The 26,474-nt window shown below is 63.7% G+C and carries 28 protein-coding genes and 1 pseudogene; 22 read left to right on the top strand and 7 right to left on the bottom strand.

All coding sequences use genetic code 11. The features are described 5' to 3' along the window. Window positions 1-302 precede the first annotated feature (302 nt). Genes gspE through gspD form a run of 11 tightly spaced genes read left to right on the top strand, consistent with a single transcriptional unit; the run spans window position 303 to window position 9,920 of the window. The gene (gene gspE / locus JN756_RS20385) at window positions 303-2,012 is read left to right on the top strand and encodes a type II secretion system ATPase GspE (RefSeq protein ID WP_169864966.1); all 1,710 of its coding nucleotides are present in this window, start codon (window positions 303-305) and stop codon (window positions 2,010-2,012) included. Next, window positions 2,009-3,211 (top strand): type II secretion system inner membrane protein GspF, encoded by a 1,203-nt coding sequence (gene gspF / locus JN756_RS20380; RefSeq protein WP_108526249.1) that lies wholly within the window; start codon window positions 2,009-2,011, stop codon window positions 3,209-3,211. The genes gspE and gspF overlap by 4 nt, the downstream gene beginning before the upstream one ends. Window positions 3,212-3,231: 20 nt before the next feature. Next, window positions 3,232-3,642, top strand: coding sequence for a type II secretion system major pseudopilin GspG (gspG, locus tag JN756_RS20375; RefSeq protein WP_156422917.1), 411 nt, complete (start codon window positions 3,232-3,234; stop codon window positions 3,640-3,642). Window positions 3,643-3,649: 7 nt separating this feature from the next. Further along, window positions 3,650-4,075, top strand: coding sequence for a prepilin-type N-terminal cleavage/methylation domain-containing protein (locus JN756_RS20370; RefSeq protein ID WP_108526247.1), 426 nt, complete (start codon window positions 3,650-3,652; stop codon window positions 4,073-4,075). Continuing rightward, window positions 4,072-4,404, top strand: coding sequence for a type II secretion system protein (locus tag JN756_RS20365; RefSeq protein WP_108526245.1), 333 nt, complete (start codon window positions 4,072-4,074; stop codon window positions 4,402-4,404). Before JN756_RS20370 ends, JN756_RS20365 begins: the two co-directional genes overlap by 4 nt. Beyond that, entirely contained in the window at window positions 4,401-5,009 is a 609-nt protein-coding gene (locus JN756_RS20360; RefSeq protein ID WP_201021220.1) for a type II secretion system protein GspJ, read from the top strand. The genes JN756_RS20365 and JN756_RS20360 overlap by 4 nt, the downstream gene beginning before the upstream one ends. Further along, window positions 5,006-5,707, top strand: coding sequence for a hypothetical protein (locus JN756_RS20355; RefSeq protein WP_057005695.1), 702 nt, complete (start codon window positions 5,006-5,008; stop codon window positions 5,705-5,707). The genes JN756_RS20360 and JN756_RS20355 overlap by 4 nt, the downstream gene beginning before the upstream one ends. Next, a complete protein-coding gene (locus JN756_RS20350) occupies window positions 5,704-6,702 on the top strand; it encodes a type II secretion system protein GspL (RefSeq protein ID WP_201021219.1) in 999 nt (332 codons plus the stop codon). Before JN756_RS20355 ends, JN756_RS20350 begins: the two co-directional genes overlap by 4 nt. Continuing rightward, window positions 6,677-7,276 (top strand): type II secretion system protein GspM, encoded by a 600-nt coding sequence (gspM, locus tag JN756_RS20345; RefSeq protein ID WP_017847564.1) that lies wholly within the window; start codon window positions 6,677-6,679, stop codon window positions 7,274-7,276. The genes JN756_RS20350 and gspM overlap by 26 nt, the downstream gene beginning before the upstream one ends. Continuing rightward, a complete protein-coding gene (locus tag JN756_RS20340; RefSeq protein ID WP_046382760.1) occupies window positions 7,273-7,791 on the top strand; it encodes a type II secretion system protein, XpsN-like in 519 nt (172 codons plus the stop codon). Before gspM ends, JN756_RS20340 begins: the two co-directional genes overlap by 4 nt. Window positions 7,792-7,796: 5 nt before the next feature. Continuing rightward, window positions 7,797-9,920: a type II secretion system secretin GspD gene (gene gspD, locus JN756_RS20335; protein ID WP_201022313.1), complete on the top strand. Its 2,124-nt coding sequence runs from the start codon at window positions 7,797-7,799 to the stop codon at window positions 9,918-9,920. 240 nt (window positions 9,921-10,160) lie between these two features. Here the strand turns inward: gspD and JN756_RS20330 are convergent, their stop codons facing one another. The 3 genes from JN756_RS20330 to JN756_RS20320 form a co-directional block, all read right to left on the bottom strand. After that, on the bottom strand, window positions 10,161-10,775 hold the full coding sequence (locus tag JN756_RS20330) for a hypothetical protein (RefSeq protein ID WP_046486556.1): 615 nt from the start codon (window positions 10,773-10,775) through the stop codon (window positions 10,161-10,163). Further along, complete coding sequence (locus tag JN756_RS20325; RefSeq protein WP_250690792.1) at window positions 10,772-12,217, bottom strand: PAAR domain-containing protein; 1,446 nt, start codon at window positions 12,215-12,217, stop codon at window positions 10,772-10,774. The genes JN756_RS20330 and JN756_RS20325 overlap by 4 nt, the downstream gene beginning before the upstream one ends. A 147-nt stretch (window positions 12,218-12,364) precedes the next feature. After that, complete coding sequence (locus JN756_RS20320) at window positions 12,365-12,724, bottom strand: hypothetical protein (protein ID WP_236255045.1); 360 nt, start codon at window positions 12,722-12,724, stop codon at window positions 12,365-12,367. 110 nt (window positions 12,725-12,834) lie between these two features. Here JN756_RS20320 and JN756_RS20315 point away from each other — a divergent pair. Then, window positions 12,835-13,119: pseudogene (locus JN756_RS20315) on the top strand (Hcp family type VI secretion system effector); the annotation flags it as partial. Here JN756_RS20315 and JN756_RS20310 read toward each other — a convergent pair. After that, a complete protein-coding gene (locus JN756_RS20310; protein WP_236255044.1) occupies window positions 13,109-14,218 on the bottom strand; it encodes a DUF1835 domain-containing protein in 1,110 nt (369 codons plus the stop codon). The pseudogene JN756_RS20315 and the gene JN756_RS20310 overlap by 11 nt on opposite strands. 256 nt (window positions 14,219-14,474) lie before the next feature. On the opposite strand from JN756_RS20310, the gene JN756_RS20305 reads away from it, so the two are divergent. From JN756_RS20305 to JN756_RS20265, 9 genes are all read left to right on the top strand, one after another. After that, a complete protein-coding gene (locus JN756_RS20305) occupies window positions 14,475-15,152 on the top strand; it encodes an ABC transporter ATP-binding protein (protein WP_046490630.1) in 678 nt (225 codons plus the stop codon). Next, the gene (locus JN756_RS20300; RefSeq protein WP_017847549.1) at window positions 15,149-15,940 is read left to right on the top strand and encodes an ABC transporter permease; all 792 of its coding nucleotides are present in this window, start codon (window positions 15,149-15,151) and stop codon (window positions 15,938-15,940) included. The genes JN756_RS20305 and JN756_RS20300 overlap by 4 nt, the downstream gene beginning before the upstream one ends. Window positions 15,941-16,072: 132 nt before the next feature. Continuing rightward, the gene (locus JN756_RS20295) at window positions 16,073-16,705 is read left to right on the top strand and encodes a glutathione S-transferase family protein (RefSeq protein ID WP_201021217.1); all 633 of its coding nucleotides are present in this window, start codon (window positions 16,073-16,075) and stop codon (window positions 16,703-16,705) included. An 18-nt stretch (window positions 16,706-16,723) separates the two neighbouring features. Beyond that, window positions 16,724-17,644: a LysR family transcriptional regulator gene (locus JN756_RS20290; protein WP_108524989.1), complete on the top strand. Its 921-nt coding sequence runs from the start codon at window positions 16,724-16,726 to the stop codon at window positions 17,642-17,644. Continuing rightward, on the top strand, window positions 17,644-18,528 hold the full coding sequence (locus JN756_RS20285) for a LysR substrate-binding domain-containing protein (protein ID WP_201021216.1): 885 nt from the start codon (window positions 17,644-17,646) through the stop codon (window positions 18,526-18,528). Before JN756_RS20290 ends, JN756_RS20285 begins: the two co-directional genes overlap by 1 nt. A gap of 79 nt (window positions 18,529-18,607) precedes the next feature. Next, window positions 18,608-19,540, top strand: a complete 933-nt coding sequence (locus tag JN756_RS20280; RefSeq protein ID WP_057005619.1) for a pyridoxamine 5'-phosphate oxidase family protein — start codon at window positions 18,608-18,610, stop codon at window positions 19,538-19,540. Between the two features lie 200 nt (window positions 19,541-19,740). Beyond that, the gene (locus JN756_RS20275; protein ID WP_227778682.1) at window positions 19,741-20,367 is read left to right on the top strand and encodes a hypothetical protein; all 627 of its coding nucleotides are present in this window, start codon (window positions 19,741-19,743) and stop codon (window positions 20,365-20,367) included. Next, a complete protein-coding gene (locus tag JN756_RS20270; RefSeq protein ID WP_104902808.1) occupies window positions 20,364-20,882 on the top strand; it encodes a hypothetical protein in 519 nt (172 codons plus the stop codon). The genes JN756_RS20275 and JN756_RS20270 overlap by 4 nt, the downstream gene beginning before the upstream one ends. After that, on the top strand, window positions 20,879-21,385 hold the full coding sequence (locus JN756_RS20265; protein WP_079444284.1) for a hypothetical protein: 507 nt from the start codon (window positions 20,879-20,881) through the stop codon (window positions 21,383-21,385). Before JN756_RS20270 ends, JN756_RS20265 begins: the two co-directional genes overlap by 4 nt. A 92-nt stretch (window positions 21,386-21,477) precedes the next feature. Here the strand turns inward: JN756_RS20265 and JN756_RS20260 are convergent, their stop codons facing one another. From JN756_RS20260 to pmrG, 3 genes are all read right to left on the bottom strand, one after another. After that, window positions 21,478-22,995, bottom strand: coding sequence for an ArnT family glycosyltransferase (locus JN756_RS20260; protein WP_108524995.1), 1,518 nt, complete (start codon window positions 22,993-22,995; stop codon window positions 21,478-21,480). Between the two features lie 9 nt (window positions 22,996-23,004). Further along, window positions 23,005-24,660 (bottom strand): lipid IV(A) 4-amino-4-deoxy-L-arabinosyltransferase, encoded by a 1,656-nt coding sequence (arnT, locus tag JN756_RS20255; protein ID WP_201021215.1) that lies wholly within the window; start codon window positions 24,658-24,660, stop codon window positions 23,005-23,007. 186 nt (window positions 24,661-24,846) lie between these two features. Beyond that, window positions 24,847-25,527 carry a lipopolysaccharide core heptose(II)-phosphate phosphatase PmrG gene (gene pmrG, locus JN756_RS20250; protein ID WP_057005615.1) on the bottom strand — a complete coding sequence of 227 codons (681 nt, stop codon included), beginning with the start codon at window positions 25,525-25,527 and terminating at the stop codon, window positions 24,847-24,849. Between the two features lie 278 nt (window positions 25,528-25,805). On the opposite strand from pmrG, the gene JN756_RS20245 reads away from it, so the two are divergent. Next, on the top strand, window positions 25,806-26,474 hold the full coding sequence (locus JN756_RS20245; RefSeq protein ID WP_057005614.1) for an ABC transporter ATP-binding protein: 669 nt from the start codon (window positions 25,806-25,808) through the stop codon (window positions 26,472-26,474).

Genomic DNA, 26,474 nt, shown 5'->3' with positions numbered 1-26,474 from the left:
TGAGCTTGATGCGCGTCGAGGAAAAACTTCGGCGCCTGGCTCTGATTAGCGAAGTGGCTAATTGCAATTAGCTGAATCCTTGGGTGTCGGCTTGGGGGCTTTAAATCAAGGCTTTCGCGGCTGTTTCAAGCCGGTCGCAGGCTATTCTTTTCAGTTTGTTTCCCCGCTTCAGGAACTAGCGCTGGAACTTCCAGTCGATTAACCCAGTTAACTCCGACTGCGGCGTGGCGAACTAATGGCATTTTATTTTTATATCCAGTAGTTCCAAATAGCCATACTTTCTCGCAACTAGACACCCCATTATGTCGTCAATGCCCATCGATGCCTGCCATACGCAGATACCGCACACCGACCGCGTGTGCGTGTGGCTGATGCAGCACGCCGGGCTGAAAACCGTCGACCTGGAGCGCGCCCGACGCTTGTCCCTGGACGGCAGTGACCTGCTCGGCCTGCTCACGCGCCTGGGGCTGGTGTCCGAAGTCGAACTGGCGCGCGCCTGGGCCGAGTTGCTCGGCGCGCCGCTGTTACTCGCCGATGCCGCGCCGCCGTTGCTCGACCCGTTGCCCGCGCTCACCGAGCGCTTCATGCGCCATTACCAAGTGGTGCCCATGGGCTGGGCCCACGGCGGGCTGCGCGTGCTTGCGGCCAACCCGACGCAGCATTATCCCTTCCAGGCCCTGGCCTACGCCTGTGATGTGCCGGTGTGGCTGGCCATCGGCCCGCGCACTGAAGTCGAGACGCTGATCGAGCGCTATTACGGCCAGGGCCGTTCCGCCATGGGCACCCTGATCGAGAACCTCGATGAGCAGGGCGGCGCGCTGGAAGATATCGAACACCTCAAGGACATGGCTTCCGAGGCGCCGGTGATCCGCCTGGTCAACCTGATCCTGCAGCGGGCGGTGGAGCAGCGTGCGTCGGACATCCATATCGAACCCTTCGAAAACCAACTCAAGGTGCGCTACCGCATCGACGGCGTGCTGCACGACGCCGAAGCGCCGCCGGCCAGTTCGTCGGCGGCGGTGATCTCGCGGGTGAAGATCATGGCGCGCCTGGACATCGCCGAGCGGCGCTTGCCCCAGGACGGGCGGATCATGCTGCGCATCCAGGGCAAGGCGCTGGACTTGCGGGTGTCCACGGTGCCGACCAGCTTCGGCGAGTCGGTGGTCATGCGCCTGCTCGACCGGCAAACCGTGCAGTTCGACTTCCCCAGCCTGGGCTTCGACGGCGAGCGCCTGGCCGCCTTCCTCGACGTGCTCGAACGGCCCCACGGCATCCTGCTGGTCACCGGGCCCACCGGCTCCGGCAAGACCACCACGCTCTACACCGCACTGGCGCGGCTCAACAGCGCCGAGCGCAAGATCATCACCGTCGAAGACCCGGTGGAATACCAGCTCGAAGGCATCAACCAGATCCAGGTCAAGCCGGCCATTGGCCTGGACTTCGCCGGCGCGCTGCGCTCCATCGTGCGCCAGGACCCGGACGTGATCATGATCGGCGAGATCCGCGACCTGGAAACCTGCCGCATCGCGATCCAGTCGTCGCTCACCGGCCATCTCGTGCTCTCCACCCTGCACACCAACAGCGCCGCCGCGAGCATCACGCGCCTGCTGGACATGGGCGTGGAAAGTTACCTGATCGCCTCGACCGTCAGCGGCATCCTCGCGCAGCGCCTGGTGCGGCGCCTGGACCCGGCGACCCGCGTCGCCTTCGAAGCGCCGCCGGAGTTGATCGAGGAACATGGCCTGCAGCGTTTCACCGATGAGCGCCCGATCTTGCTCTATCGCCCCGGCGCCGAAGGCGGCTACCACGGCCGCAGCGCGATCACCGAATTGCTGGTGATGAACGACGAACTGCGCGGCCTGCTGATGCGCCACGCCGATGCCGCGACGCTGGAGCAGGCCGCCCGACGTGCGGGCCTGCGCACCTTGCATGAAGAAGGCCTGCGCCAGGCAGTGGCGGGCGTCACCTCGCTGGAAGAAGTGCTGCGCGTCACCCGTGGTGAGGGCGCGTGAGTCTGTTCACCTTCCGTGCCCTCGACAGCCAGGGCGTGACCCAGCGCGGCACGCTGCAAGCCAAGGATCAGAGCGCCGCCATCGCGATCCTGCACAAGCGCGGCTGGCTGCTGTTGCAGATCGACGCCGCCGGCCGCCAGGGCCTGCGCCATGCCTTGCGGCGGGGGCCGTTGACGGGCGCGGCGTTGGTGAGTTTCACCCAGCAGTTGGCGACGTTGCTCGGCGCCGGTCAGCCGCTGGAACGTTCCCTGGGCTTGCTGCTCAAGCAGCCCGGCCAGCCTCAAGTGCGTGTACTGATCGAGCGTATCCGTGACCACGTCAAGGCGGGTAAACCGTTATCCGCCGCGCTGGAAGAAGAGGGCAGCACCTTTTCCCCGCTGTACCTGAGCATGGTGCGTGCCGGTGAAGCCGGCGGCGCGCTGGAAAGCACCCTGCGCCAACTCAGCGACTACCTCGAACGCAGCCAGCGGCTGCGCGGCGAGGTGATCAATGCGCTGATCTACCCGGCGTTCCTGGTGGTCGGCGTGCTCGGCTCCCTGGCGTTGTTGCTGGCGTATGTGGTGCCGCAGTTCGTGCCGATCTTCCAGGACCTGGACGTGCCGATTCCGCTGATCACCGAAGTGATTCTGGCCCTCGGCCAATTCCTCGGCGCCTACGGCCTGCTGCTGTTGGCCGGGTCGAGCGTCGCGCTGGGCACCCTGGCGGCACGCCTGCGCGACCCCCGGCGCCGCGAACGCTACGACCGCCGCCTGCTCGGCCTGCGCGTGCTCGGCCCGCTGTTGCAGCGGGTCGAAGCGGCGCGCCTGACACGCACCCTGGGCACCTTGCTGAGCAACGGCGTGGCCTTGCTGCCTGCGTTGGTCATCGCCCGACAGGTCTGCACCAACCGCGCGTTACAAGCCCAAGTGGCCGAGGCCGCCGAGTCGGTGAAAGGCGGCGGCACCCTGGCCAGTGCGTTCGGTGCGCAACCGCTGCTGCCCGACCTGGCCCTGCAAATGATTGACGTCGGCGAACAGGCCGGTGAGCTGGACAGCATGCTGCTCAAAGTCGCCGACATCTTCGACATCGAAGCCAGGCGCGGCATCGAGCGCCTGCTCGCCGCGCTGGTGCCGTCCCTCACCGTGGTCATGGCGCTGCTGGTGGCCGTGATCATGCTGGCGATCATGCTGCCGCTGATGAGCCTGACCAGCCATATATGAACCTTCAAGGAACCCGATCGATGAGAACTCAACGCCGTCAAAGCGGTTTCACCCTGCTGGAAATGCTCGCGGTAATCGTGCTGCTGGGCATTGTCGCGACCATCGTGGTGCGCCAGGTCGGTGGCAATGTGGACAAGGGCAAGTACGGTGCGGGCAAGGCGCAACTGGCCAGCCTGAGCATGAAAATCGACAGCTACGCCCTGGATGTCGGCTCACCGCCCAACAGCCTGCAGCAGTTGGTGGACAAGCCCGGCAACGCCAGCAGTTGGGCCGGGCCGTATGCCAAGCTGTCGGAGCTGAAAGACCCGTTCGGCCATGCATTCGGCTATCGCTTCCCGGGCGAACACGGCGCCTTCGACCTGATCTTCTACGGCCAGGACGGCCAACCGGGTGGCGACGGCTACAGCGCCGACCTGGGTAACTGGGAATAACCCGCCGATGCCCCAACGCGGCTTTACCTTGCTGGAGATGCTGGTGGTCATCCTGTTGATCAGCCTCGCTGTCGGCTTGTTGGGGCTCGGTGTGCGCCAGGCCGTGCAGGCGGCGAACGAGCGCCGCGTGGTCGGGCAGATGGTCGACGCCCTGCGCGCCACGCGGGCCGCGGCGATTGTCGAGGCGCGTGTGGCCAGGACCGAATTCGATCTGCAGCGCCTGACCTTCCAGGCCCCGGGCCGCGCCCCGCACGCCTGGCCGCCGCAGCTGCAGGTCACCGTGCATACCGCCGAACAGGTCGGCGCCGCCGTAGAGTTCTATCCCGACGGCAGTTCCACCGGCGGCCATCTGCTGCTGGCCAACGGTAGCCGGCGTTGGCGCATCGACATTGGCTGGCTAACCGGCAGCGTGCAGTCCAAGGCGCTGCCATGAAGCGCCAGGCCGGTTTCACGTTACTGGAAATGCTCGCCGCCCTGACGTTGATGGCGGTGTGCAGCACGGTGCTGCTGGTCGCCTTCGGCCAGAGCGCGCGCTCGTTGGCGCAAGCGGCTCACAGCGACCGCCTGACCCATGCCGCCCTCAGTGTGCTGGACCAGGAAGCAGCGGGGCGCCTGGTCGAAGGTGTCAGCCAGGGCGCGCTGGACGGCATCCACTGGCAACTGATCTGCGTGCGTCAGCAAGCCCATCTGTATCGTCTCGACCTGATCGTCAGCGAGGGGCCGCGCCAGGCCCGGTTCAGCACCCTGAAGGTGCGCCAGTGAGGCGCCGTGAGCGGGGCTTCACTCTGCTGGAAATCCTCGTGGTGCTGAGCTTGCTCGCGGTGCTGCTGGTGCTGCTCAGCGGTGCGTTGCTCGGCGCCAATCGTGCGGTGGCCAAGGCCCAACAGTACACCGTGAGCCTGGACGAAATGCGCGCCGCCCAGCAGTTCCTGCGCACCGCGATCAGTGAGGCGTTGCCGCTGGATGTCAGCGAAGACGACCGCCAGAGCGCCGGTTTTTTCTTAGGGGAGCCCGAGCGTCTGCAGTTTGTCGCGACCTTGCCCGGTGTGCTCGGCGGCGGGATTCAGCGCTTCACCCTGCAACGGGTCGCCGAGGATCTGCAGGTGGGGTTCTCGCGGTTGGAACGGCAGGCCGATGCTTCCCGCGATGCGCCGCAAGTGCTGCTGACGAACCTTGCGGCGCTGCGCTTCAGTTATCGCGGCGTATCGCCCCTGGGCCAACCCACCGGATGGATCGACCAGTGGCCGTGGCCCCGGCGCTTGCCCGCTGCGGTGCGGATCGCCGCGCATATCGACGGGCCGGTGCCGTGGGTCACTCAGGTGATTGCCTTGCGCTTGAACCTGGCCAGCGGAGCGTCGGGCGAATGAGGCGGCAACGCGGGGCGGCGCTGCTGCTGGTGCTGTGGGTGCTGGCCTTGCTCAGTGTGTTGCTGGGCGGTTTGGCCGGTTGGGTGCAGCTGGAAAGTCGCCAGGCGCTGTGGCATCGCCAGCACACCCAGACGGAGCTCGCAGCGCAAGCCGGCGTCGCCCTGGCGATGGCCGATCGGCACTGGATCGCCGACGGCCGTGAAAGGCTCCTGACCTTCGATGACGCGCAGTTGCACGTCAGCCTGCGCAGCGAGCGCGGCAAGCTGTACCTGGTCAACGCCGAGGCGCACGACCTCACGCGCCTGGCCCTGGCCTGCGGCGCCAGCCCGGCCCAGGCCGCGCAGGTGGCCAAGGCCTTGGACGCACGGCGCAAGCAGGGGCTGGCGCCGTTTCGCGTGCTCGAAGAAGTGCGCCAATTGCCCGGCATGAGCCAGGCGCTGTACCGCCAATTGCTGCCCGAGCTCACCTTGTGGAGCGACCTGGATCGGCCCGCTCCGGCGTTCGCCAGCGCGCTGATGCGCCAGGCCCTCAACCTGCCGCAGCAGAGCGCACAGGGCGCCGACCCTGGCGAGGTGCTGGTGGTCGACAGCCGCGCACAACGCCCCGGCGGCTATGAAGCACGCCTGCAAGTCACGGTTTTATTGAGCCCAACGGAGGACGGCGCACAACCCTACCGGGTGTTGCGTTGGCAAGAATGAATCGACTGGAACCCATCGCCCGTTATTGGCGTGGCAGCCTGCTGCAACAAGGTTGGCGCCTGTGGCTCACGGAGCTGCGCGCGTGTGTGCCGGCGTGGCTGGCGTTGCGCGAGCCGCCCGAGCAGCGCTGGCACTGGCCGTTGAGCGAGCCGGTCGCGTCGGCGCCGGGCAATGCGCGGCATGTGTTGGTGCTCGCGGCCGACGCGGTGCTGCTGCAAACCATCCACTTGCCCGTAGCCGCTGCGCGCAACCTTAGCGCCGTGGTCGGCTATGAACTGGATCGCTACACGCCGTTCGAGGCCGACCGGCTGTACTTCGTCGCGCGCCAGGAACGGCGCACGCCGACCCAACTGCAGGTGACGCTGGTGGCGATCCTGCGCGAGCGCCTCGATCAGATCCTCAGCGACTGCGCCGCCCTCGGCCTGCAGCCGCATCGCGTGGATGTCGGCGACCTGGGCATCGACTTGCTGCCCGCGCCTTTGCGCCCGCGTCCGCGTCCGCCGGGCAAGGGTTTGCAACGCAGCTTGCCGTGGCTGTGCGGCGCGTTGCTGATTGCGGCGATGTTGCTGTGGCTCAACGACCGCCAGCGCGTGCTCGACACCATGTACGACAGCGTCCAGCAGCAAAAGGCCCAGGTCGCCGAGGTGCATGCGCTGCGTCAGCAACTGCTCGCCACCCGTGGCGCGGTGCAGTACCTGACCCGGCGCAAGGTGGCCCAGCCGCCGCTGGTGGCGCTGCTCGACGACCTCACCCGATGCCTGCCCGCCGACACCTGGCTCGACCAGTTGGACATCAAGGGCAGCGAGATTGCCTTCTCCGGCCAAAGCGCCAAGGCCAGCGCCCTGATCACCCGGATCAAAGGCTGTCACCGCCTGGACAATGCGCAGTTCGAAGGCGTGATTCAACCCGATGCGCGCAGCGGCAAGGATCAGTTTGCCTTGCGTGCCCACCTTCGCCCGGAGGCCGCCGATGCGCCGACCCCTCACACCCCGTGAACGCCGTGGCACGGCGTTGCTGATCCTGGCCGTGGTGCTCGGCGCGGCGTACTGGCTGCTGATCGACAGCTGGTTCGCCGGGCCCTTGCGTGCCATGGGCGAACAGGCCGAACAACTGCGCGAACAGCAGCAACGCTATGCCGGCGTGTTGCGCCAGGGTGATGCGCTGCGCGAGCAACTGGAGCAGGCTCGCCAGGACCCGGCCAGCCAAACCAGCCTGCTGCCGGGGGATGACCCGGATGGGGTCGCCGCCGACCTCATGCAACGCCTCGCCGATCTGATCAGCCGCCACGCCAACCTCGGCGGCGGCTGCAGCCTGACCCAGCGCAAACCCATCACCCCGGAGCAGGACGACGGCGAACCGTATCGACAGGTGCAGGTCAGCCTGACCCTAGATTGCGCCATCGAACCGCTGACCGCGATCCTGCATGAGCTGGAATACCAGCCGCCGTTTCTGTTCGTCGATGAGCTGCGCATCCGCCGTGGCAAACAGGCGCCGGCCAGCGGCGGGGCGGGGCAGTTGGTGGTGCAGGTGCTGGTGCGCGGTTACCTGCAACCGCAGGTGGCCCGATGATCGGTGTCTTGCGCCCCTTGGAATGGGGCTTGCTCGGCCTGGTCGGGGCATTGGGCCTGTTGATGGCGTTCATCCTGAGCAGCATCGGCGACGAGCCGCAGTGGCTGCCCGAACCGGCGGTGCGCGGGCATTCCTCTGCGCGGGTGCAAGTCGCCCCCAGCGTGACGTTGGACAGCCTCGCCGGCACCTGGCAAACCCCGTTGTTCAGCGCGGATCGCAGCCCCGATCGCGCCGTCGGCAACACCCAGGCCAGCAGCCTGGCCAACCTGACCCTGAGCGGCATCCTGATCACCGGCAATCTGCAAATGGCGATGCTCAAGCAGGCCGACGGCCGCCCGCTGACGGTACGCCTGGGCCAGGTGCTGCCCAACGGCTGGCGCCTGGACCACCTCACGCCGCAATCCGCCCGTTTCACCCTGGACGGCCGCACGCAAACCTTGAACCTGTACGCCAAGCGTTTGCCGCCGCCGTCGACCCGGCCACCGATTTCCCTGCCTCGCGAGCCCTTCCCTTGATCGATCTGCGCACCTCGTTGTTTTGCCTGACTACCGCCGTCTCCCTGGGCGGCTGTGGCTCACTGCCCGACCGCCTCGACGCGGACGACGCGTTACTCCACGAAGCCATGCAAGGCACCGGCGCGCAACGCCCGCCGAGTGAGGTGCCCGCCGCGCAAAGCCCGCAGCCCGCGGCGAAGGTAGCGCCCCAACGCCAGATGAGGCGGGGCAGTCAGCAATTCGTGCGCCCACCCAGCGCCAGCCTGCCGGCGAAAGAGCAGGGCGGCGATATCGTGTTCAACTTCGCCGACCAGCCGATCGAAGCGGTGATCAACAGCGTGATGGGCGACCTGTTGCACGAGAACTACAGCATCGACCAAGGCGTGAAAGGCAATGTCAGCTTTTCCACCTCCAAGCCGGTGGACAAACAGCAGGCGCTGTCGATCCTGGAAACCCTGTTGTCCTGGACCGACAACGCCATGATCAAACAGGGCAACCGCTACGTGATCCTGCCGGCCAACCAGGCGGTGGCGGGCAAGCTGGTGCCGCAGATGAACCTGGCGCCACCGTCCAACGGCCTGTCGGCGCGGCTGTTTCCGTTGCGCTATATCTCCGCCACCGAGATGCAGAAACTGCTCAAGCCGTTCGCCCGCGAAAACGCTTTTCTGCTGGTGGACCCGGCGCGCAATGTGCTGAGTCTGGCCGGCACCCCGGAAGAACTGGCCAACTACCAGGCCACCATCGACACCTTCGATGTGGACTGGCTCAAGGGCATGTCGGTGGGCGTATTCGGCTTGCAACGCGCGTCGGTGGCCGAGCTGATGCCCGAGCTGCAAGCCATGTTCGGCCCGGACAGCGGCATGCCCCTGGCGGGCATGCTGCGCTTTCTGCCGATCGAGCGGACCAACTCGGTGGTGGCGATTTCTTCCCAGCCGCAGTACCTCAGCGAGGTGGGCGACTGGATTCGCACCATCGACGAAGGCGGCGGCAACGAGCCGCAGATGTATGTGTACGACGTGCGCAACATGAAGGCCTCGGACCTGGCCAAGTACCTGCGGCAGATCTACGGCAACGGCGCGATCAAGGACGATACGCCGGCCAAGGTCGCGCCGGGGTTGCGCACCACCACGTTGTCATCGCTCAACAACAATACCGGTGGCCTGCAGAACACGCCGCCGCCTGCCGACGAGCCCGAGCCCGTCGCCGAAGCGTCCGAACCGGCACCGGATAAAAGCCTCGAAGCCGGCACCCGCATCACCGCGCAAAAAAGCAGTAACCAACTGCTGGTGCGTACCCGCCCGGCGCAATGGAAAGAGATCGAAACCGCGATCAAACGCCTCGACAATCCGCCGCTGCAAGTGCAGATCGAGACGCGCATCCTCGAAGTCAAACTCACCGGTGAACTGGACCTTGGCGTGCAGTGGTACCTCGGTCGCCTGGCCGGCAATTCCACCAGCACCACAGTCGCCAACGCCTCCGGCAGCCAGGGCGCGTTGGGCGGTGGCGGGGCAGGGTTGGGGGCGTCGGATTCGTTGTTCTATTCCTTCGTCAGTTCCAACCTGCAAGTGGCCTTGCATGCCCTGGAAACCAACGGCCGCACCCAGGTGCTGTCGGCGCCGTCGCTGGTGGTGATGAACAACCAGCCGGCGCAGATCCAGGTGGGCGACAACATTCCTATCAGCCAGACCACGGTGAACACCGGCAATGCCGACACCACCCTGAGCAGCGTCGAATACGTGCAGACCGGGGTGATTCTGGACGTGGTGCCGCGCATCAATCCGGGCGGCCTGGTGTACATGGATATCCAGCAGCAGGTCAGCGATGCCGAGAACCAGACCGGCAGCAGCGACACGCCGGTGAATCCGCGTATCTCCACGCGTTCAGTCTCGACGCAAGTCGCCGTGCAGAGCGGGCAGACCGTATTGCTCGGCGGGTTGATCAAACAGGACAACAGCGAGAGCGTCAGTGCCGTGCCGTACCTGGGGAAAATCCCCGGCCTGCGCTGGTTGTTCGGCAACACCAGCAAATCCAAGGACCGCACTGAGCTGATTGTGCTGATTACGCCGAAGGTGATCACCAGCAGCAGCCAGGCGCGGCAGGTGACGGATGACTATCGCCAGCAGATGCAGCTGCTGCGGCCAGCGAACTGAAGGCGCGCGGTCAAAATGCCGCTTCATTGCTCTTGTAAATCCGGTACGACTTCAAGCGTGTCATCGAGCAAAAAGCGGTTCGACCTGAGGGGAAATGCGGACACTGCTGACCCTTCCATTACTCTCGAAGCTCACTGTGAAGAAGCGAGCCTGGGGGCACGAATCCATATTCAGGCTTTACGAGCCGCAGCCGGGCGTCTAAGCAACCCTCGGTTCGCCGGCGCCAAAGTGGGTATCTGATCATTGCGGTATCCACGGCGCGGCCAGGTGCAGCTTGATGAGATAGCGTTCTTCAGTGGGATGTCGAACGTCCTTGAAGCGATTGACCACCATCATCACTTGGTATTTGTCCGCCGCTTGCCAATAGGACGTACCGCCCAGGTTCACGTTCCGCAAGCGGGCACGCCATTGAGGGGTGTCGGCGAAGGGTGGGTCGTCTTTTATATGGATGGGGGTCCAGCCACCTTTGCGCCACTGTTCCTGTAAGTCCAGCACGATTTCAAGCGTGTCATCGAGCAATAGCGGTTCGATTTGAGGGGACATGCGGATGCCATCGATTTGCTCATCATCGAAGCCTATCGTGAAGAAACGGGCCAAAGGAGTTATGAATCCATATTGAGGGTCTACGAGCCGCAGTCGGGCATCGGATTTGGGCGCCCTGAACCAGTGATGCCCCGGAATGGCTGGGCCAATCTTTGCGCTGGAGCGCTGGCGCATATCTTCCCAGGGTTCGCCAGGCGTCAATGCAATCTCCGGTTCATCGGTGCCGAGACGTATCGCTAACCCTAAGAAAAGTACGACAGCGATCAGTCCTAGCCCAACACGTCGCCAACCGATCTGCGTGATCCGGCTCATCGGACACCCCGGTCTTCAGCGATGTCTTCTAGCGCCTGTTCGATTCGCTGCCGCTCATTGCTACGCAGCAGTGCATCAAATTTCGCCGCAGCCTTGAGCACGAAGGCCATGCGTTGATCGATATCGGCCAGGTTAGCGATAGGGCTGTTGCTGAATTCAATGGTTCGATCATCTTCGACGGGGCGGCATTGATTTGCCAGCGTTAGCTCAATGGCTTGCGCGGCCCCGGACGGTATGCCTGTGACATAGGAAAGATGGTTACTACGCAGCAGGGCTACCAGCTTTTGGTCGGTATACATGGCTGGCTGAAGGATGTTTCTTTGTTCGTGGTCAGCGAGATACTCAACACTTTTGGCGATATTGCCAGCTTCAATTGCCTCGAAAGCTTTCAGGATTTCACTGTGATTCGTACCAAACTCTAGTGTCTCGTTTCCGATGGGCCATAGCACGGGTGGCTGAGCCTTGTCATAAATATTCTTGCGCGACCGAAGACAGGTCTCAAGCAACCCCAACCCCCGCTCCTTATAAAACGCATGCAACGGAAACACATCCAAAAACAGCGTGGTATTGCCCATCGCCATCATCTCGTACACATGTTGATAAAGCTGCTGCACGCTCGATAACGGCTCACCCTCGCGCCGCCAATCAACATCAGGCACCGGGTTATTACGGCTGGCCTGTTCATACTCCCGCAGGCGCCGCTCGTACTCCCGCAGCTTTGCCTGCCGTTCACGCTCCTCGGCGCTGAACAACCCCCAAACCCCTTTCCGGGCACTCCTTCGCAATTGCTCCGCCGCTTCAAATTCCGCCTGAATTTTCTCGATGGATTCTGCCGCGTGCAGCAAACCGCACCCCACTTGCTTGGAGGCAAACGCCGCAAGGCCCGCCCACTGAAAACGGTTGTCGAGGCGCCAGAGCTGGGCATACGCCGAGTTGATGAGCCGGTTGCGCAACCTGGGGTCGGCGATCAGCTTGCCGCCGGGGGCGATCACGTCTTCTGCCTGCTTCTGGTAGAAGCGCCAATTGCGCTCGCAGGCTGACTCGAGTATTTCGCTGAAAGCGGAAGGTGCTGAGCTCAGGGTAGGATTTCTCGCGGGTGTTGACGCTGGCGCTTCCGATGCGGTCGCGCTTCGGCGGTGTGCCGCGGAGTCTTCGGCGGTAAGGGTCTGAAACCGCTCGAACTGGTCGGCCAGCAGGCGCGGGGGCGGGTCGCATTTACAGCGGCAGAGATCATCCGAGAGCGCCACCCGTCGCCCTAGTGCCCACTGCTCCAGGCGCGGGCCAACACAGACTATGACTCCGGTGGTTTTGCACACCGGGCAAAGCACCTCATGACCTTCAAGGGCGATGTCCACTTGGGTGATGCGAAAGCCCGTCAAACCGCCGACGACGGTCCCGCCAGCGGTGGTCTTGGCTCCTCGGGTAATGAAATAGCGCCGCATGCCAGCGGTGTCCTTATTGTGGGCGGGACCAGCAGGCTAGGCATGGCAGGCGAGGGCGAGAAGTCAGATGCTTCCGAGCCGGATGTAGGTTGCTTCGGTTATCGGGTTGGTGAGGCCGAAAGTCGGGGGTGTCAGCAACCGCGCGGGTTACCACCATTTCCAGCGGCCTTGTTTTTTCAGGGTGGCGATGATGGCTTCGCGCTTGTGGCGGATTTCTAGCATCTTGTGGCGCAGTTCGCGGCAGCGCTTGCTGTTGAGGATCAGGAGGCCGATCAGGGGGCTGAGGAGGGCCATGGAGTAGAGATAAGCGTTGGGGCGGTAGGCGATTGCGGGAAGTGATACCAGCAGGCAGATGAGGTATATCGCCATGTTCAGCCAGACCCAGTGGATGCGTCCGTATAACACTTCGTATTTGGCAAGGGCAAATACTGCACCAAGCCCCGTAGCGCCGAAAAATGATGTCTTGGTAGCAAAACCAATGGGGTACGTCGAGAGATAGGTGAGCATTGTCAGGATCGCCGTCAATCCTATTGAGGTGCATGCGACAAGAATGTCTGCTCCGATTACTGGCATGTACCGCTTGATGAATTCCCAATGGTTTTCAATAAAGATGCCTGCTGATGATGGCCTGCGCGACCGGCAAGCATTATCCCGAAGCAAGACTGGTAGTGCGCAAGGCGGGCGGTTCCAGCCCAGTGGAGTATCTGGTGATCACCCTCAAGGAAGTCATGGTGGTGTCCTACGGCACCGCTGCTGAAAGTAAGGATGAGGCGCTCTACGACAGCATCGCCTTGAACTTCGCCAGCGTCGACGTCAGCTACCAGCCGCAGAAGGCCGACGGCGCCAAGGACGGTGGGCCAGTGAAGTTCGGCTGGAATATCCGGCAGAACGTTAAAGCCTGAAGCCGCACCTTGTGCCCGGATAGCGGGTCTTTGCGCATCCGGGCGCCAGCACCCGCCGAGGCCATTCAAGATGAGCCTCGGTTTTCGTCAACAAAGGATGCTCGTCGTCTATCAACGGCCGCAGCAGTGCATGGAACATCATGTCGCCGAGGAACGGCAGCGGTTCGCGCTTGGCCATCAACTCGGCATACACGCGCCCGAACGCTACCGGCCCCGCTTCGGCGATGTAGGCCAGGGACAGGCGTTCGGTCAGTGACAAGCCATCCTGACTGCCGGGCAACTCCTGCAACTGGCGCAGTAAAGCGCGTGCAAGAAAGGGCAGCGCCGTGTGCGTCCCGTGGGCCAGTTCCGCCCACTGCACCGGGGAACTGGCGCAATACGCCGACCACGCCTGTTTGGCCAACTGCACCGCCTCGTCGTCGATCAGGCGCCGCTGCGGCCATAACCACGCCAGTACGTCGGGGGCCAATTGGCCAATGCCGATAAACCGTTCTACCCCCGGGATGCGGTCCACCTCGATCAGCTCCAGCTTGCGCGGTGCCTGGTCAAGAGCGGCCAGGGCGCGGATCAGGAACAGTTGGTCATACGCATCCGCCTCGCACCACAGCACGCTGTGTTCGGCGCTGGCCAAGGTTTCCAGTTGGTTGTATTCGTCGGCGACACGGCGCGCCACATCCGCTTCGCCCAGGGCAAAGGCGTGACTGATGAATGCGCTGCGCATGGCGCGGAATGCCTCGCGGGGCAGGTCGCGAACCGGGCCCATGCACAGCGGGTCGGTGAGCATCTGGAAGTGCCCCTTGAACCCCGCCAGTTGCAGGCTGTGGGCAATGTCGTTGCCACAGCGCCAATGGCTGGTGCGGGCTTCATCGCTGGCGGCGAAATCGGGATGGCGGGCGGCGAAGTCGATGGCGTCGACATGGGCCTTGAGCTGCGGCCAACTGCTGAAACCCAGCTGCTTGGCGATCTGCCATTGCGCCTGGGACAAGGTGGCGTCGGGGTTTTCGCTTTTCAGGCGCGGCAACAGTTCCTTGGCGCGCTTGCGCTGCTGCTCAAGGTTGAGACGGCCATCAGTGGTCGAGGATACGCGGCGTTGCGACATACGAGCTCCTTGCACACACCTTTTCCGCTTTAAGGTTGGGAGTCGTAGAAATGATTGAGTGCTTCACTGTCTTGGGCGCAGCCCTTTCCGCGGAAGGTGGCGTAGAGAGCGCCAGGCGGCAAATATAGGCAGGGCAGGGGGTGATTGCAAGGCGCCCGCCACGGGACCGGTCGCCATCGCTTGAACTTTTGCTATGAAAAGCCTGCCCGCCTGCTTCACCATTGCGCCTGACCGAAACATGAGGAGCCTCGCGTCCATGAGCGCACTGATCGAAACCCGCGCCCTGGCGCGCCGGGATGAGCGTCGCCAGGCGGTCTTGCTCCAGCCCACTGACTTCGCCCTGCACCGCGCCGACCGCGTGTCGATCACCGGCGCGTCCGGTTCCGGCAAGAGCGTGTTCCTGCGCGCACTGGCGTTGCTGGACGCGCCCACATCGGGGCAGGTCCTGTGGAATCATCGGCCGATCGCTAACGCAGACATTCCCGAGTACCGCAGCCGCATCTGCTACCTGTCCCAACGCCCGGCGCTGATCGACGGCACCGTGCTGGACAACCTGCGTTTCCCGTTCAGCCTCAAGAGCCTGCGTAAACGTCATTTCGAGCTGGCGACCGTCACCGCGCTGCTGCAGCATGCCGGCAAGTCGCCGGACTTCCTGGCAAAAAATGCCAGTGACCTGTCGGGCGGCGAGTCCCAGGTGGTGGCGTTGATCCGCACCCTGCAGCTCAACCCCGAGGTGCTGTTGCTGGATGAACCCACCGCCGCCCTCGACCCCGCGTCCTCGCGTGATGTCGAAGCGCTGATCGATGCCTGGTTCGCCGATGACCCGACCCGCGCGTATGTCTGGGTGTCCCACGACTTGGAACAGGCCCAACGCATGAGTGACATCCACCTGCACATGAGCGCCGGTGTGCTGAGCGGAGCCACCCAAGCATGAACTACCAGAACCTGACCGCGCTGGACATGGCCATCGCCGCCGCGCTGATCCTGATCAACGGCGCGCTGTCGCTGGCGTTGCGCCTGGGCCTGGAGCGCCAGTTGCTGTGGGCCGCCGTGCGTACCGTGGTGCAACTGCTGGCGATCGGTTACCTGCTGGGCTGGGTGTTCGCGTTCGCCTATTGGTACGTGGTGCTGCCGCTGATGTGCGCGATGACCCTGATTGCCGGCCTGTCGGCGGCGGGGCGCGGGCGGCGCACTTACCGTGGGCAACGGATCGACAGCATCGTCTCGGTGTGGGGTAGTTCGTGGCTGGTCACGGCGGTGGGCTTGTTTGCGGTGATTCGCATCCACCCATGGTACGAGCCGCAGTACGCGATCCCGATCCTCGGCATGATCCTCGGCAATACCCTGACCGGCGTGTCCCTGGGCATCGAGCGCATGACCCAGGAACTGACCTCGGGCCGCAACACCATCGAGATGATCCTCGCCCTCGGCGGCTCACGCTGGGAAGCGGCGCAGGAAGCGATCCGCCAGGCGGTGCGCGCCGGGATGATCCCGACGCTGAACCAGATGGCCGTGGTCGGCATCGTCAGCCTGCCCGGCATGATGACCGGCCAGGTGCTGGCGGGCGAGAGCCCGGTGGATGCGGTGCGCTACCAGATCGTGATCATGTTTCTGATCGCCGCTTCGTCGGCGTTGGGCACGGTCGGCGCGGTGCTGCTCACCTACCGGCGCCTGTTTTCCAGGAGCCATCGGTTTTTGCGCGATCGGCTGCAAGAGCGCTGACGGCCAGGCGATGGACCGTCGGTGATTGTTTCACCGCGTGAAATGCTCGATTGTAAATCCTGGTGATTCCATCGATAGGCGCCACGGCGGAACATGCCTGGCGTCAAGACCCCCACTTCTTTGGAGCCTTTCATGTCCCAGCCTGCGATCAAACTCTATGGTTTCCCCCTGTCCGGCCATTCCCATCGGGTCGAGCTGATGCTGTCGCTGTTGAGCCTGCCCAGCGAATTCATCCTGGTCGACCTCAAGCAAGGCGCGCACAAAACCGCTGAATTCGTCGACACGATCAACCCGTTCGGCCAGGTGCCGGCGATCGATGACAACGGCACCGTACTCGCCGATTCCAACGCGATTCTGCTGTACCTGGCGAGCAAGTACGGCAACGGCCAATGGCTGCCGAGCGACCCGCTGGAGCAGGCGCGTGTGCAGCGCTGGCTGTCGGCCGCCGCCGGTCAGCTCCACGCCGGGCCGGCGACCGCGCGGCTGGCGGTGGTGTTTGGCGCGGATGTCGATACCGTCGCCGCCATCAGCCGCTCCCACGCCTTGTTGCAATTGGTAGAGCAGCAGTTGGGCCAAAGCCGCTTCCTGGTCGGTGAGCAGCCGAGCATTGCCGACATCGCTTTCTACACCTACGTGGCTCACGCGCCGGAAGGCAATGTGGCGCTGGCCGACTACCCTCAAGTACGCGCCTGGCTGGCCAGTATCGAAGCCTTGCCGGGTTTTGTCGGCATGCCACGCACGGCGGTGGGCCTGCAATCACAGTAACCTTCAAGAGGGACACCGATGGACCGCTTTCATGAAATGCAGGTGTTCCTCGCGGTGGCCGAGGAGGAGAGCTTCGCCGCCGCCGCACGCCGCCTGAAAACCTCGCCGCCCAGCGTGACCCGGGCGATTGCCGCGATGGAACAGCGCATCGGCACCCAACTGCTGGCGCGCACCACTCGCAGCCTGCACCTGACCGAAGCCGGCCAGCGCTACCTGGAAGATTGTCGACGCATCCTCGCCGAGCTGAATGAAGCCGAGGAAGCGGCGGCGGGCAGTTATTCCATCCCCTGCGGCCAACTGACCGTGACCGCCCCGGTGCTGTTTGGCGAGCTGTATGTGGCGCCGTTGCTGGGGGCGTACCTCGATCGTTTTCCTCTGGTGAACATCAACGCTTTGCTGGTCGATCGCGTGGTGAACATGATCGACGAAGGTGTCGACGTGGCCGTGCGTATCGGCCATCTGCAGGAGCCGGGGCAACAGGCGATCCAGGTCGGTGAAGTGCGGCGGGTGGTGTGTGCGTCGCCCGGCTATCTCGACCGGCACGGGCGGCCGCAACATCCCACGCAGTTGCGTGAGGCCAAAATCGCTACGTCGTCGGCCAGCCAATTGATCAGCGCATGGCAATTCGTCGACGGCGAGCAGGAACTGACGGTGCCCATCGAGCCGCGCCTGGTGGTCACGGCGAACAACGCCGCGATCAACCTGGCGCGCATCGGCTGGGGCATGACCCGGGTGCTGTCCTATCAAGTGGCGGCGGCGGTGGCGGCCGGTGAACTGGAGATTGTCCTCGACGCGTTCGAGCCCGCGCCGCTGCCGATCCAGGTGGTGTTCCAGAAGGGCGCCCGCGTACCGGCGAAGGTGCAGACCTTCGTCGACTTCCTCACCCAGCATTTCGCGCAGGACCGTGGCCTGAACCCAGCGTCGCAGCGGCCGAACTGATGGAGCGCTATCGCGATATGCAGCTGTTTGCGGCGCTGGCCGGGCAACCGAGCCTGGCGGCGGCGGCGCGCAGCGCCCGGGTGTCCGGCGCGACGCTGGTGCGCGCGTTGGCGCGCTTGGAAGCGCGTCTGCAGGTGGCGTTGCTGCAACGCAGTACGCGGGGTGTCCGCTTCACCGAAGCCGGCCGTGCGTACCTCGCCGACTGTGTCCGCCTGCTGGCGGCCGTGGACGCCGCCGAAGCCTCGGCCAACGGCTCGCATGTGCAGGCCCAGGGCAATCTGCGGGTGTTCCTGCCGTTTCTGTTCAGCCGGTATGTGATGGCGCCGATCCTGGCCGGTTATATGGATCGCCATCCCGATGTTTACCTGACAGCCCGCTACCACGACTATTACCCGAACCTGCACGAAGAGGGGCTGGACGTGGCGATCCTGGTCGGTGCGCTGCCCAACTCGTCGCTGATCGCGCGGCCAGTCGGCCAGGTGCGGCAGGTCCTCTGCGCCAGCCCCGATTACCTTGCGGCCCACGGCGAACCCGCGCACCCGCACGAGCTCGAGCAGCATCGCCTGATCGCCAGCGCCGATCAGGTCCACTGGGATTTCCCCCATACCCACCTCAAGGCGCGTACACGCCTGCGCTGCACCACGGTGCAAGGTGCGATCAATGCGGCTGTGCATGGCGCGGGGATCATCCGGTGCCTGAGCTACCCGGTTCACGAGCACCTGGTCAGCGCGCAATTGCGCCGCGTCCTGCCCGCCCACGAGCTGGCGCCGTTGCCGGTCAACGTGGTCTACCGCGAAGGCCGCCAGGCGCCGATGCGCGTGCGCAGTTTTGTCGATCACTGCGTGGCGGCGTTGCGCGAGCATCCGGCATTTCAGTTGGCGTAATGCTCGATTGCCGAACGTGGGTATTCTCTCGCCGCGTGGCGGGGCGCAGCATCTGGCTATCTGACACGAGGTGATCGCCATGAACCTGATCGAACACTCCCCCTGGCACGCCGGCGAACGGCAGATGCAAGCCAGCGCCGGCGCCGCCGAGCGTATGGACATGATTGGCGCCAAGGTGATCCGCGATCATCTGCCCGAGCAACACCGGGGGTTCTATCCGCTGTTGCCGTACCTGATGCTCGGCGTGGTGGACGCGCACGGCATGCCCTGGGCGACGATGATCGAAGGCGCGCCGGGGTTTGCCCATTCACCCGACCCGCACACCTTACAGATCGACAGCCTGCCCGGCAGCGGCGACCCGGCGCGCTCCGCCCTGCAGCCAGGGGCCGCCGTCGGCTTGCTCGGCATCGACCTCGACACGCGCCGCCGCAATCGCCTGAATGGCCGGGTCGGCGCGCTGGATGCCGAGGGGTTTGCGGTCGATGTGGTCCAGACCTTCGGCAATTGCCCCAAATACATCCAACTGCGCCCTGTCGATGGGATCGCCCGCCAACCCGGGGGCGTGGCCGAGCGCAGCAGCCGCCTGGATGACGCCGCACGCGTAATGATCCGCAACGCCGACACGTTCTTCGTCGCCAGCTATGTGGACATCGACGGCGAACGCTCGGTGGACGTCTCCCATCGCGGCGGCAACCGCGGCTTCGTGCGCGTGGAGGGCGACGTGCTGACCATCCCCGACTTTGCCGGCAACCTGTTCTTCAACACCCTGGGCAACCTGCACGCCAACCCGGTGGCGGGGTTGTTGTTCATCGACTTTGCATCGGGCGACGTGATGCACCTGGCCGGGCACACTTCGTTGATCCTCAACGGCCCCGAGGTGGCGCGGTTCGAGGGCGCGCAGCGGTTGTGGACGGTCACGGTGGAACAGGTGGTCCGCCGCCCGGCGGCGTTGGCGTTGAGGTGGCGGTTTGCGGAGTTTTCGCCGTACAGCTTGGCGACGGGGCGTTGGTAGGGCTGCGCTGGAAAGCCTGGGGGGTGAGCGGGTGGTCAAACCCTCATCCGTCCCGTACCATTCGCCCCCCTCGCAGTGACGCGAGGCGCAGCGCCAGGATGGCTCATTGCATGTCTTTCCTGTGGCGTCTGCAGCTCCCTTTTTGCCCGCGTTCAGGATTCGACATGTTTTGCTTTTCCAGGCCTTTGGCCTTGCTCTTAATGGCTGCAGCCTTGGCGGGCTGCGGTACCCAGCCCGCGTCGCTGGTCAGTCAGCCGCTGCAACCCGGCCCCGAAGAACCGGTGGCTTATCTTGTGGGCTCCATCGGCCCGCAGAACCTCAAGGCGTCTCCCGCACCCAACCAGCGCCTGTTGTTTCGCAAGCGTGGCTCCGCCTTCGGGGCCGCGGGTATATGGGTCGGTGTCGGGCGGGAAACGCCTCAGGATGTGAAGGACCAGACCGGCGTCGCCAGTGTGTTCGTGCTGCCGCTCAAACCGGGAGATTATGAGTTTTATGATTTCCAGTTCTTCTCCAGCACCTATTCACCCACCCTGGGCACCACTTACACCTCGGTCCAGGCTCGGGAGAAGTTCAACCTGCCGATGCGCCTGCAAGCCGGCAAGGCCTATTACCTCGGTGAATTTCGCTCGCTGTGCCTGGGGGCGTCCCTGTGCGCCTTCCGTTGGCGCGACCAGCAAGGTCGCGATGAACCGATCGCGCGACAATCGGTTCCGCGCTTGCCGGCGCTGGAGTTGATACCGCTGGATTATCGCAGCGCCGCCCCGCATATCATCGCGCCGCCGTCTACCGCTGCGGGCCAGAACACCCCTCAAGAGATGCGTCCATGAACCGCGTTATTACCCTGGGCGTCCTGGCGCTGCTGACTGGCTGTGCGGCCACCAATACCCTGCCAGAGCGCGCGTTGCCCGACGGTCAGGACTACCTCAAGCCGATCCATGTCATGGTCGACGACCCGCTGAATGCCGCGCAAATCCGTAACCAGTTACGCGAAACCGGAGTGTTTCGCAGTGTCGAAACCGGCCAAGGCAAGGAAGGGGATTATTCGGTGTTGATCCGCTTCAATAGCCAGCGCGAGTTGCCACCTTTCCCGGTAATTCTGCTGAGTACGGCGACGCTGTTTCTGCTGCCCTTGTCCCAGAGTATCGACACCACCACCGAGTTTTCCCTGCAACAGAATGGAAAGCTGTTGAAGCAATACAGCTATCGCAACGTGACCCACAAATACACTTGGCTGCTCGATGGCAGCGGCGGGATGCAGCAAGAGAACGTAAACCGTATCACCCGCGCCTTTGCCCAGGATGTACAACGTGATGGCCTACTGCCTGTGGAGCACACGCAATGATCAGGATCACCTTAATGGCTGCCGTGCTGTTGCTCGGCGGCTGCGGCACCGCCCTCAAACCCCTGGACTACAAAGCCCAGCGCGCCTATGTGCCGATGAGCGTCACCATGCCGCCGCCCGAATCCCGGTTCGATCAGCAAAAGCAGCGCGAAGTCATCCAGTTGCTGCGTGATACAGGCGCCTTCAGTTTTCTCGACGGTGGTTTCAGCAAGACCGGCTACAGCCTGTTGGTCGACCAGAGTGGCGGTAAAGGGGCCGGAGTGCTCCCCGCAGTACTCGGCGCTCTGACGCTGCTGACCGTGCCAGTGCCCTACACCTACGAGCGGCAATTGCATGGCTCGGTGTTCAAGGACGGTCAACTGCTGAAAACCTATGCCTACAAGCGTGGCGGCTGGACGGCCACGACTTGGTACATCCCCATGACCGAACCGCGCAGCGAGAGTGAAATGCTCGGCGACCTGATGCGAGACCTGGACCGCGATCGCTTGATTCCCTATCAGTGAGCCGGTGAGGGATGTTCGGCGCCGCAGCGGCAACCCCTGCGGCGCCAACAGCGTGTGGCTTTGGCTGTCGTCGAGCGCCAGGGGCGGGCAGGTCAGCGCGACATCGGGATAAACGCCACACTCCCCCCCGCACGCTGGTGAAACAGCCGCTCGCCATTGTCAGGCTGGGTGGTGATCACCTGATGATCCGCGCCCAGGTAGGCCAGGGGCGTGGGATCGTCCTTGGAGTACTGCGCGATGATAATCGTGTGTTGCGGATCGAAGCGGCGGCCGCTGGTGTGTTCCAGCCAGGTCATGAACGCAGCGCTGTCGCCCTGGCGGGGGAAGTCCTGGGTTTCGGCGACGTAGTAGAACGGCTGACCGCCGTTTTGCAGGTACATCGGCAGTTTGTTGTCGACTTCCACCAGCACCATTTGCCATTGGTTCCATGGCGCGGTCTTCTCGGCTTGAGCTTGCACGTCCTCGACGAAACGCGTCACGCCGCCGTTGCCGTTGGTCCACGGGTACACCACGCCGAGCACCAGCAGCATCAGTGCGGCGGCAATGCCAAAGCCTTTCTGCCAGCGCGGCCAGCTGGCGGTTTTTTTCGCCAGCCGTTCGCTCAGCCACCAGGCTCCCAGCAACTGGGCGAACGGGACCAGCGGCAGCACGTAGTAACTGCGGCGGCTGCCGCTGGCGGTGAAGAACACGAACAGCAGGCCCAGGCCCCATACCAGCCAGCGCACGTTGGGCGGGGTCTGGCGCCAATGCCGCACGGCCAGCCACAGGCCGAGCAACCAGCACGGTGCCCAGGGCAGGGTGTAGGCGGGCAGGTAGATCAGATAGGTGTAGATCGGCCCCATATGGTCGAAGGGGTCGAAGAAACGCACGACGTTTTCGCGGAATACCAGGGCCAGGCCGCTTTCGCCGTAGGTCGGCGCTCCGTAGAGGTGCGACAGCACGAAGGGGATGGCATAGAACCCGGCGGCAATCAGCAGGGCCAGCACCAGGCGCGGGTTGAGGTGACGTTTGTAGCGATGCTCGCTGAGCAGGTGCGGCAGCAGCACCAGGCCCGGCAGCACAAAACCGATCAAGCCCTTGAACAGCGAGGTCGCGGCCAACAGCAGGAAAAACACCGTGTAGCGCCACAGCCGTGTGTCATCCGGCCCGCGCCAGTACCACCACACCGCCGCCAGCACACCGCACACCGTGAGCACATCCGCCGTGGCCACGCGCGCCCAGAACAGGAAGTAGAAGGTGGTGGCGAGCATCCACCCGGCAATCAGCCCGGTGCCTTTGCGAAACAGGCGCTCGCCGATCAGGTACACCAGCCAGATGCTCAACCATGCGGCAATCACCGACGACAGGCGCAGCGACCACGGCCCCAGGCCGCCCATCAGGTTGGCGAACCCGCTGATCAGCCAGTAGGAGGGCAAAGGCTTATCGTAATACGGCGTGCCTTTGAGGTAGGGATCGAAGTAGTCACCGCTTTGCAGCATCTGCACGACGATGTTCGCCCAACGGGTTTCGGGCCCCCACAGGTCGCGACTGCCCAGGCCCAGCAGCAGGAGCAGGGCCGACACGCCCAGCAATAGCAGCAGGGCGCCACGTTCGGTTTTCCAGACACTCATGGACGGTTCCTAGGGGAGTTTTGGATAAATAGTGAGCACCAGGTCGCCCTTGCGATAGCGCTTGCCGCCGGGTGGCAGTTGCCCTTCCTCAAGGTGTTCGCTGGTGCTCCTGACGCGCATCAGCACCCCGACCGCGCCTTGGCGGCGGGCTTCGGCCAGCCACGACTGGACGTCATCCAGCCCGACCTTGCGCTGTATGGTATCTGGGTATTGCAGGCCATATTGCAGCTCGCCTTCGGTGTCATAAAACGCGACATCCGACCGGTTCAGGCGCCACGCCAGCGCCGATGCCGAGCCTAACTCGTTGCTCAGCAGTGCTTGGGTTTGCTGCAGTTCATCCAGGTGTTCAAGCACGAACTGATCGGGCATTTCGTTATTCGATATCCGCGCCGGCATACCCGCTGGCAGGAGTAGTACCAGCAAGCCGATGCCCAGGACCGGCGTCGCCCAGAGTGTCAGCGGGCGAAAGGCTTGCAGCAGGTTGGTCAGCACCCAGCCCAGCAGCACAATGAAGGTCAACGACAGGCTGAACATCTCCGCGTGGCTGTTGCCGTACAGCGGGTCGCCGATCTGCAGATAGATCAACGTCACCATCGCGGCCATGCCGAGCACGAAGTTGAGCAGGCCGTTGATGCAGATCGCGCGGGTTTTGCCCTGCTGCATCACATCGATCAAGGCATGCCCCATCAACAACGCCAGCGGTAACAGGCACGGCATGATGTAGGTCGGCAGCTTGCCGCTGCTCAGGCTGAAGAAGCCCAGCGGCAGCAGCATCCACAGGGCGAGAAAGGCCGTCGCCGGTTGGCGCTTTTCTTTCCAGGTCTTGTGCAGTGTGGTTGGTAGCAACCCCGCCCAGGGCAGGCACGCGACGACCATGATCGGCAGGAAGAACCACCACGGCCGCGCATGTTGTGCAGTGCCCGAAGCAAAACGGCGGATGTGCTCGTGCCAGAAGAAGAAATTCCAGTAGTCAGGCTCCTGCACATGGATCGCCCACACCCACGGCAGGCACACCAGGACTGCCACGACGATCGCCAGCGGGCCGTACCGCAGCAACTCACCCAGGCGCCGCTGCCAGAGCATATAAGGCACCGCGATCAGCACCGGCAGCAGCCACGCGAGGAAGCCCTTGGTCATGAAGCCCATCGCGCAGGCCAGCCCCAGCACGGCCCAAGCGCCGAGTCGGGCTCGCGGGGTACGGCTGTCGAGGGCAAACCACAGCGCCACCAGGCTGAGGTTGACCCAGAAGGTGAACTGCGGATCAAGATTGGAGTAGCCGGCTTGCCCCGCCACCAGGCCGAAGCTCAAGTAGAGCAGGGCGCAGGCGAAGCTTTTGCGCGGGTCGTTCCACAGGCGGCGGGCGATCAGGTAGGCCAGCAGCACGCTCAGGCCGCTGGTCAACGCCGAGGCGATCCGCACACCGAACAGGTTCTGGCCGAACACCGCCTGACCGAGGGCGATCAGCCAGTAGCCGGCGGCGGGTTTTTCAAAATAACGCACGCCCATGAAATGCGGTGCGGTCCAATTGCCGCTCATGAGCATTTCCTGGCTGATCTGGGCGTAGCGGGTTTCATCGGGTATCCATAGACCGTGCAGGCCCAGGGGCAGGAGATAAAACGCGACGAAGGCCAGTAGCAGTAAGGGAAGGGGTTTGAATCGGGTCATGCGAACGTCGCTCCTTGACGTTTAAGTGTAGGAAAAGGATGTAAGGAAATAGTGCGATAAAATGTCACAGTGTTCACTAATGGGCTGAAAGTATTCATGACGTCCTTAACTAACAGGCGCAGTTAAACATGCCAGAAGTTGGCTGTCGTTTGGCTGAACATCTGCCTCTTGTGTAGGTAAAAGTGTCTAAAGTTGCTTGAGCGCCTCTGGCCAGTCTTCGCTGTTTATAATGCCCACGGCCTTGAGCTTGCCGTTGCCCAGCACCTTGACGAATAACGCGCTGCCGTATTCGGTGGATTTGGCGTGAGGATAGCCGAGGTCCCGTTCGATGTCGCTGATGCAGGCGCTGTGGGTAATCAGCATAAAGTTGTGCCCGGGTTGCTTGTGGCTGAGGATTTCCTCACCCATGGCATCGCCGCAGATCGATAGCTGGCTTGGCGACAGTTCGGTCTTGCCAAACATGAACAGCGAGGTCTGGGCAGTGCGGGTGGTCGGGCTGCTGAACACGTCTGTACCCTCCATGCCCAGTATTTTGAAGGCTTTGCCGATTTCGACGGCCTGTTGGGTGCCTTTGATCGTCAGGCCATCGGCGGGGCCGAAGCAAGGATTGGAGGAACGGTCGCAGCGTTCTTCATGGCGGACCAGCACCACCAGATTGCCGTCGCGCCAATTGGCCAGCAGGCCTGACGTCAGCAGGCGATTGGCCGTACTCAGGTCCGGTGGCGATACAGGCCAGGCCAGCAAACCTGCCAGCAATGTGCCGCACAGGGCGAGCGCTGCCGTGCCCAGCCAGAGTTTTTTCAGGCGTTTTGCCCGAGCTTGATACGAACGCGGTTTGGTCAGGGTCAGGTTAACCACACTATTCACCGTGGGATGTCAGGCAGCTTTTTATTAGTCAGGCACAACCGTTTGACTGGGCCCGTAGTGGAGCAAGAGCCTGTCATACAGTTGCTGTCTTTTTGCTGAAAACTGGAGCGTTAAAAGTTATGTGTGCCGACAACTAATAAGTTGAGCGTTATTGGCGCTTGTTCGGCACTTTATTCGGTGCTCGGTAGGTAACCGGTGAAATGTATGTGAAAAATTTGCGTGGCGAGGGCGGTCAGCCGTTATCCTCGATTGCAGTCCATTGGCGAGCGAGCGTTCCCATGTTGCAGGTGCAAGGTGTCCATAAATGCTACGTCACTGCGCAGGGCCCGCTGACGGTATTGGCCGGGGTTGATCTGCACTTGGCGGAGGGTGGCAGCCTGGCGCTGATGGGCGAGTCCGGCAGCGGGAAAAGCACGCTGCTGCACCTGGTGGCCGGCTTGGATCGTGTCGACGGCGGCAGTATCCGCGTGGGTGAGCAGCGTCTGGATCAGATGAGCGAGCGGCAGTTGGCCGATTGGCGGCGCACTGAGATCGGCCTGGTGTTCCAGCAGTTCAACCTGATCGGCAGCTTGCGCGTCGACGACAACCTGGCGTTCCAGGCGCGCCTGGCGGGGCGCTTTGATCCGCACTGGCAAGCGCAGTTGGTCGAGCGTCTGGGCCTGGGGGATCTGCTCAAGCGCTACCCGGAACAACTCTCCGGCGGCCAGCAGCAACGGGTGGCGGTGGGGCGGGCGCTGGCGTCTCGACCCGGCTTGCTGCTGGCGGACGAACCGACGGGCAATCTGGATGAGGCCACCAGCGATGAAGTGCTGCAACTGCTGCTGGACCTGTTGCGCGACACCCCCACCAGCTTGTTGATGGTCACTCACAGCCCGCGCATTGCCGCACGGCTCGACCGGCAGGTGGTGTTGCACCGCGGCCACGTCCTGCCTGCGGACGTCGGCTGA

Origin of the sequence: Pseudomonas sp. Y39-6, from assembly GCF_023651955.1 — a bacterium.
GTDB lineage: Bacteria > Pseudomonadota > Gammaproteobacteria > Pseudomonadales > Pseudomonadaceae > Aquipseudomonas > Aquipseudomonas veronii.
This window is presented reverse-complemented; position numbering and strand designations above follow the sequence as displayed.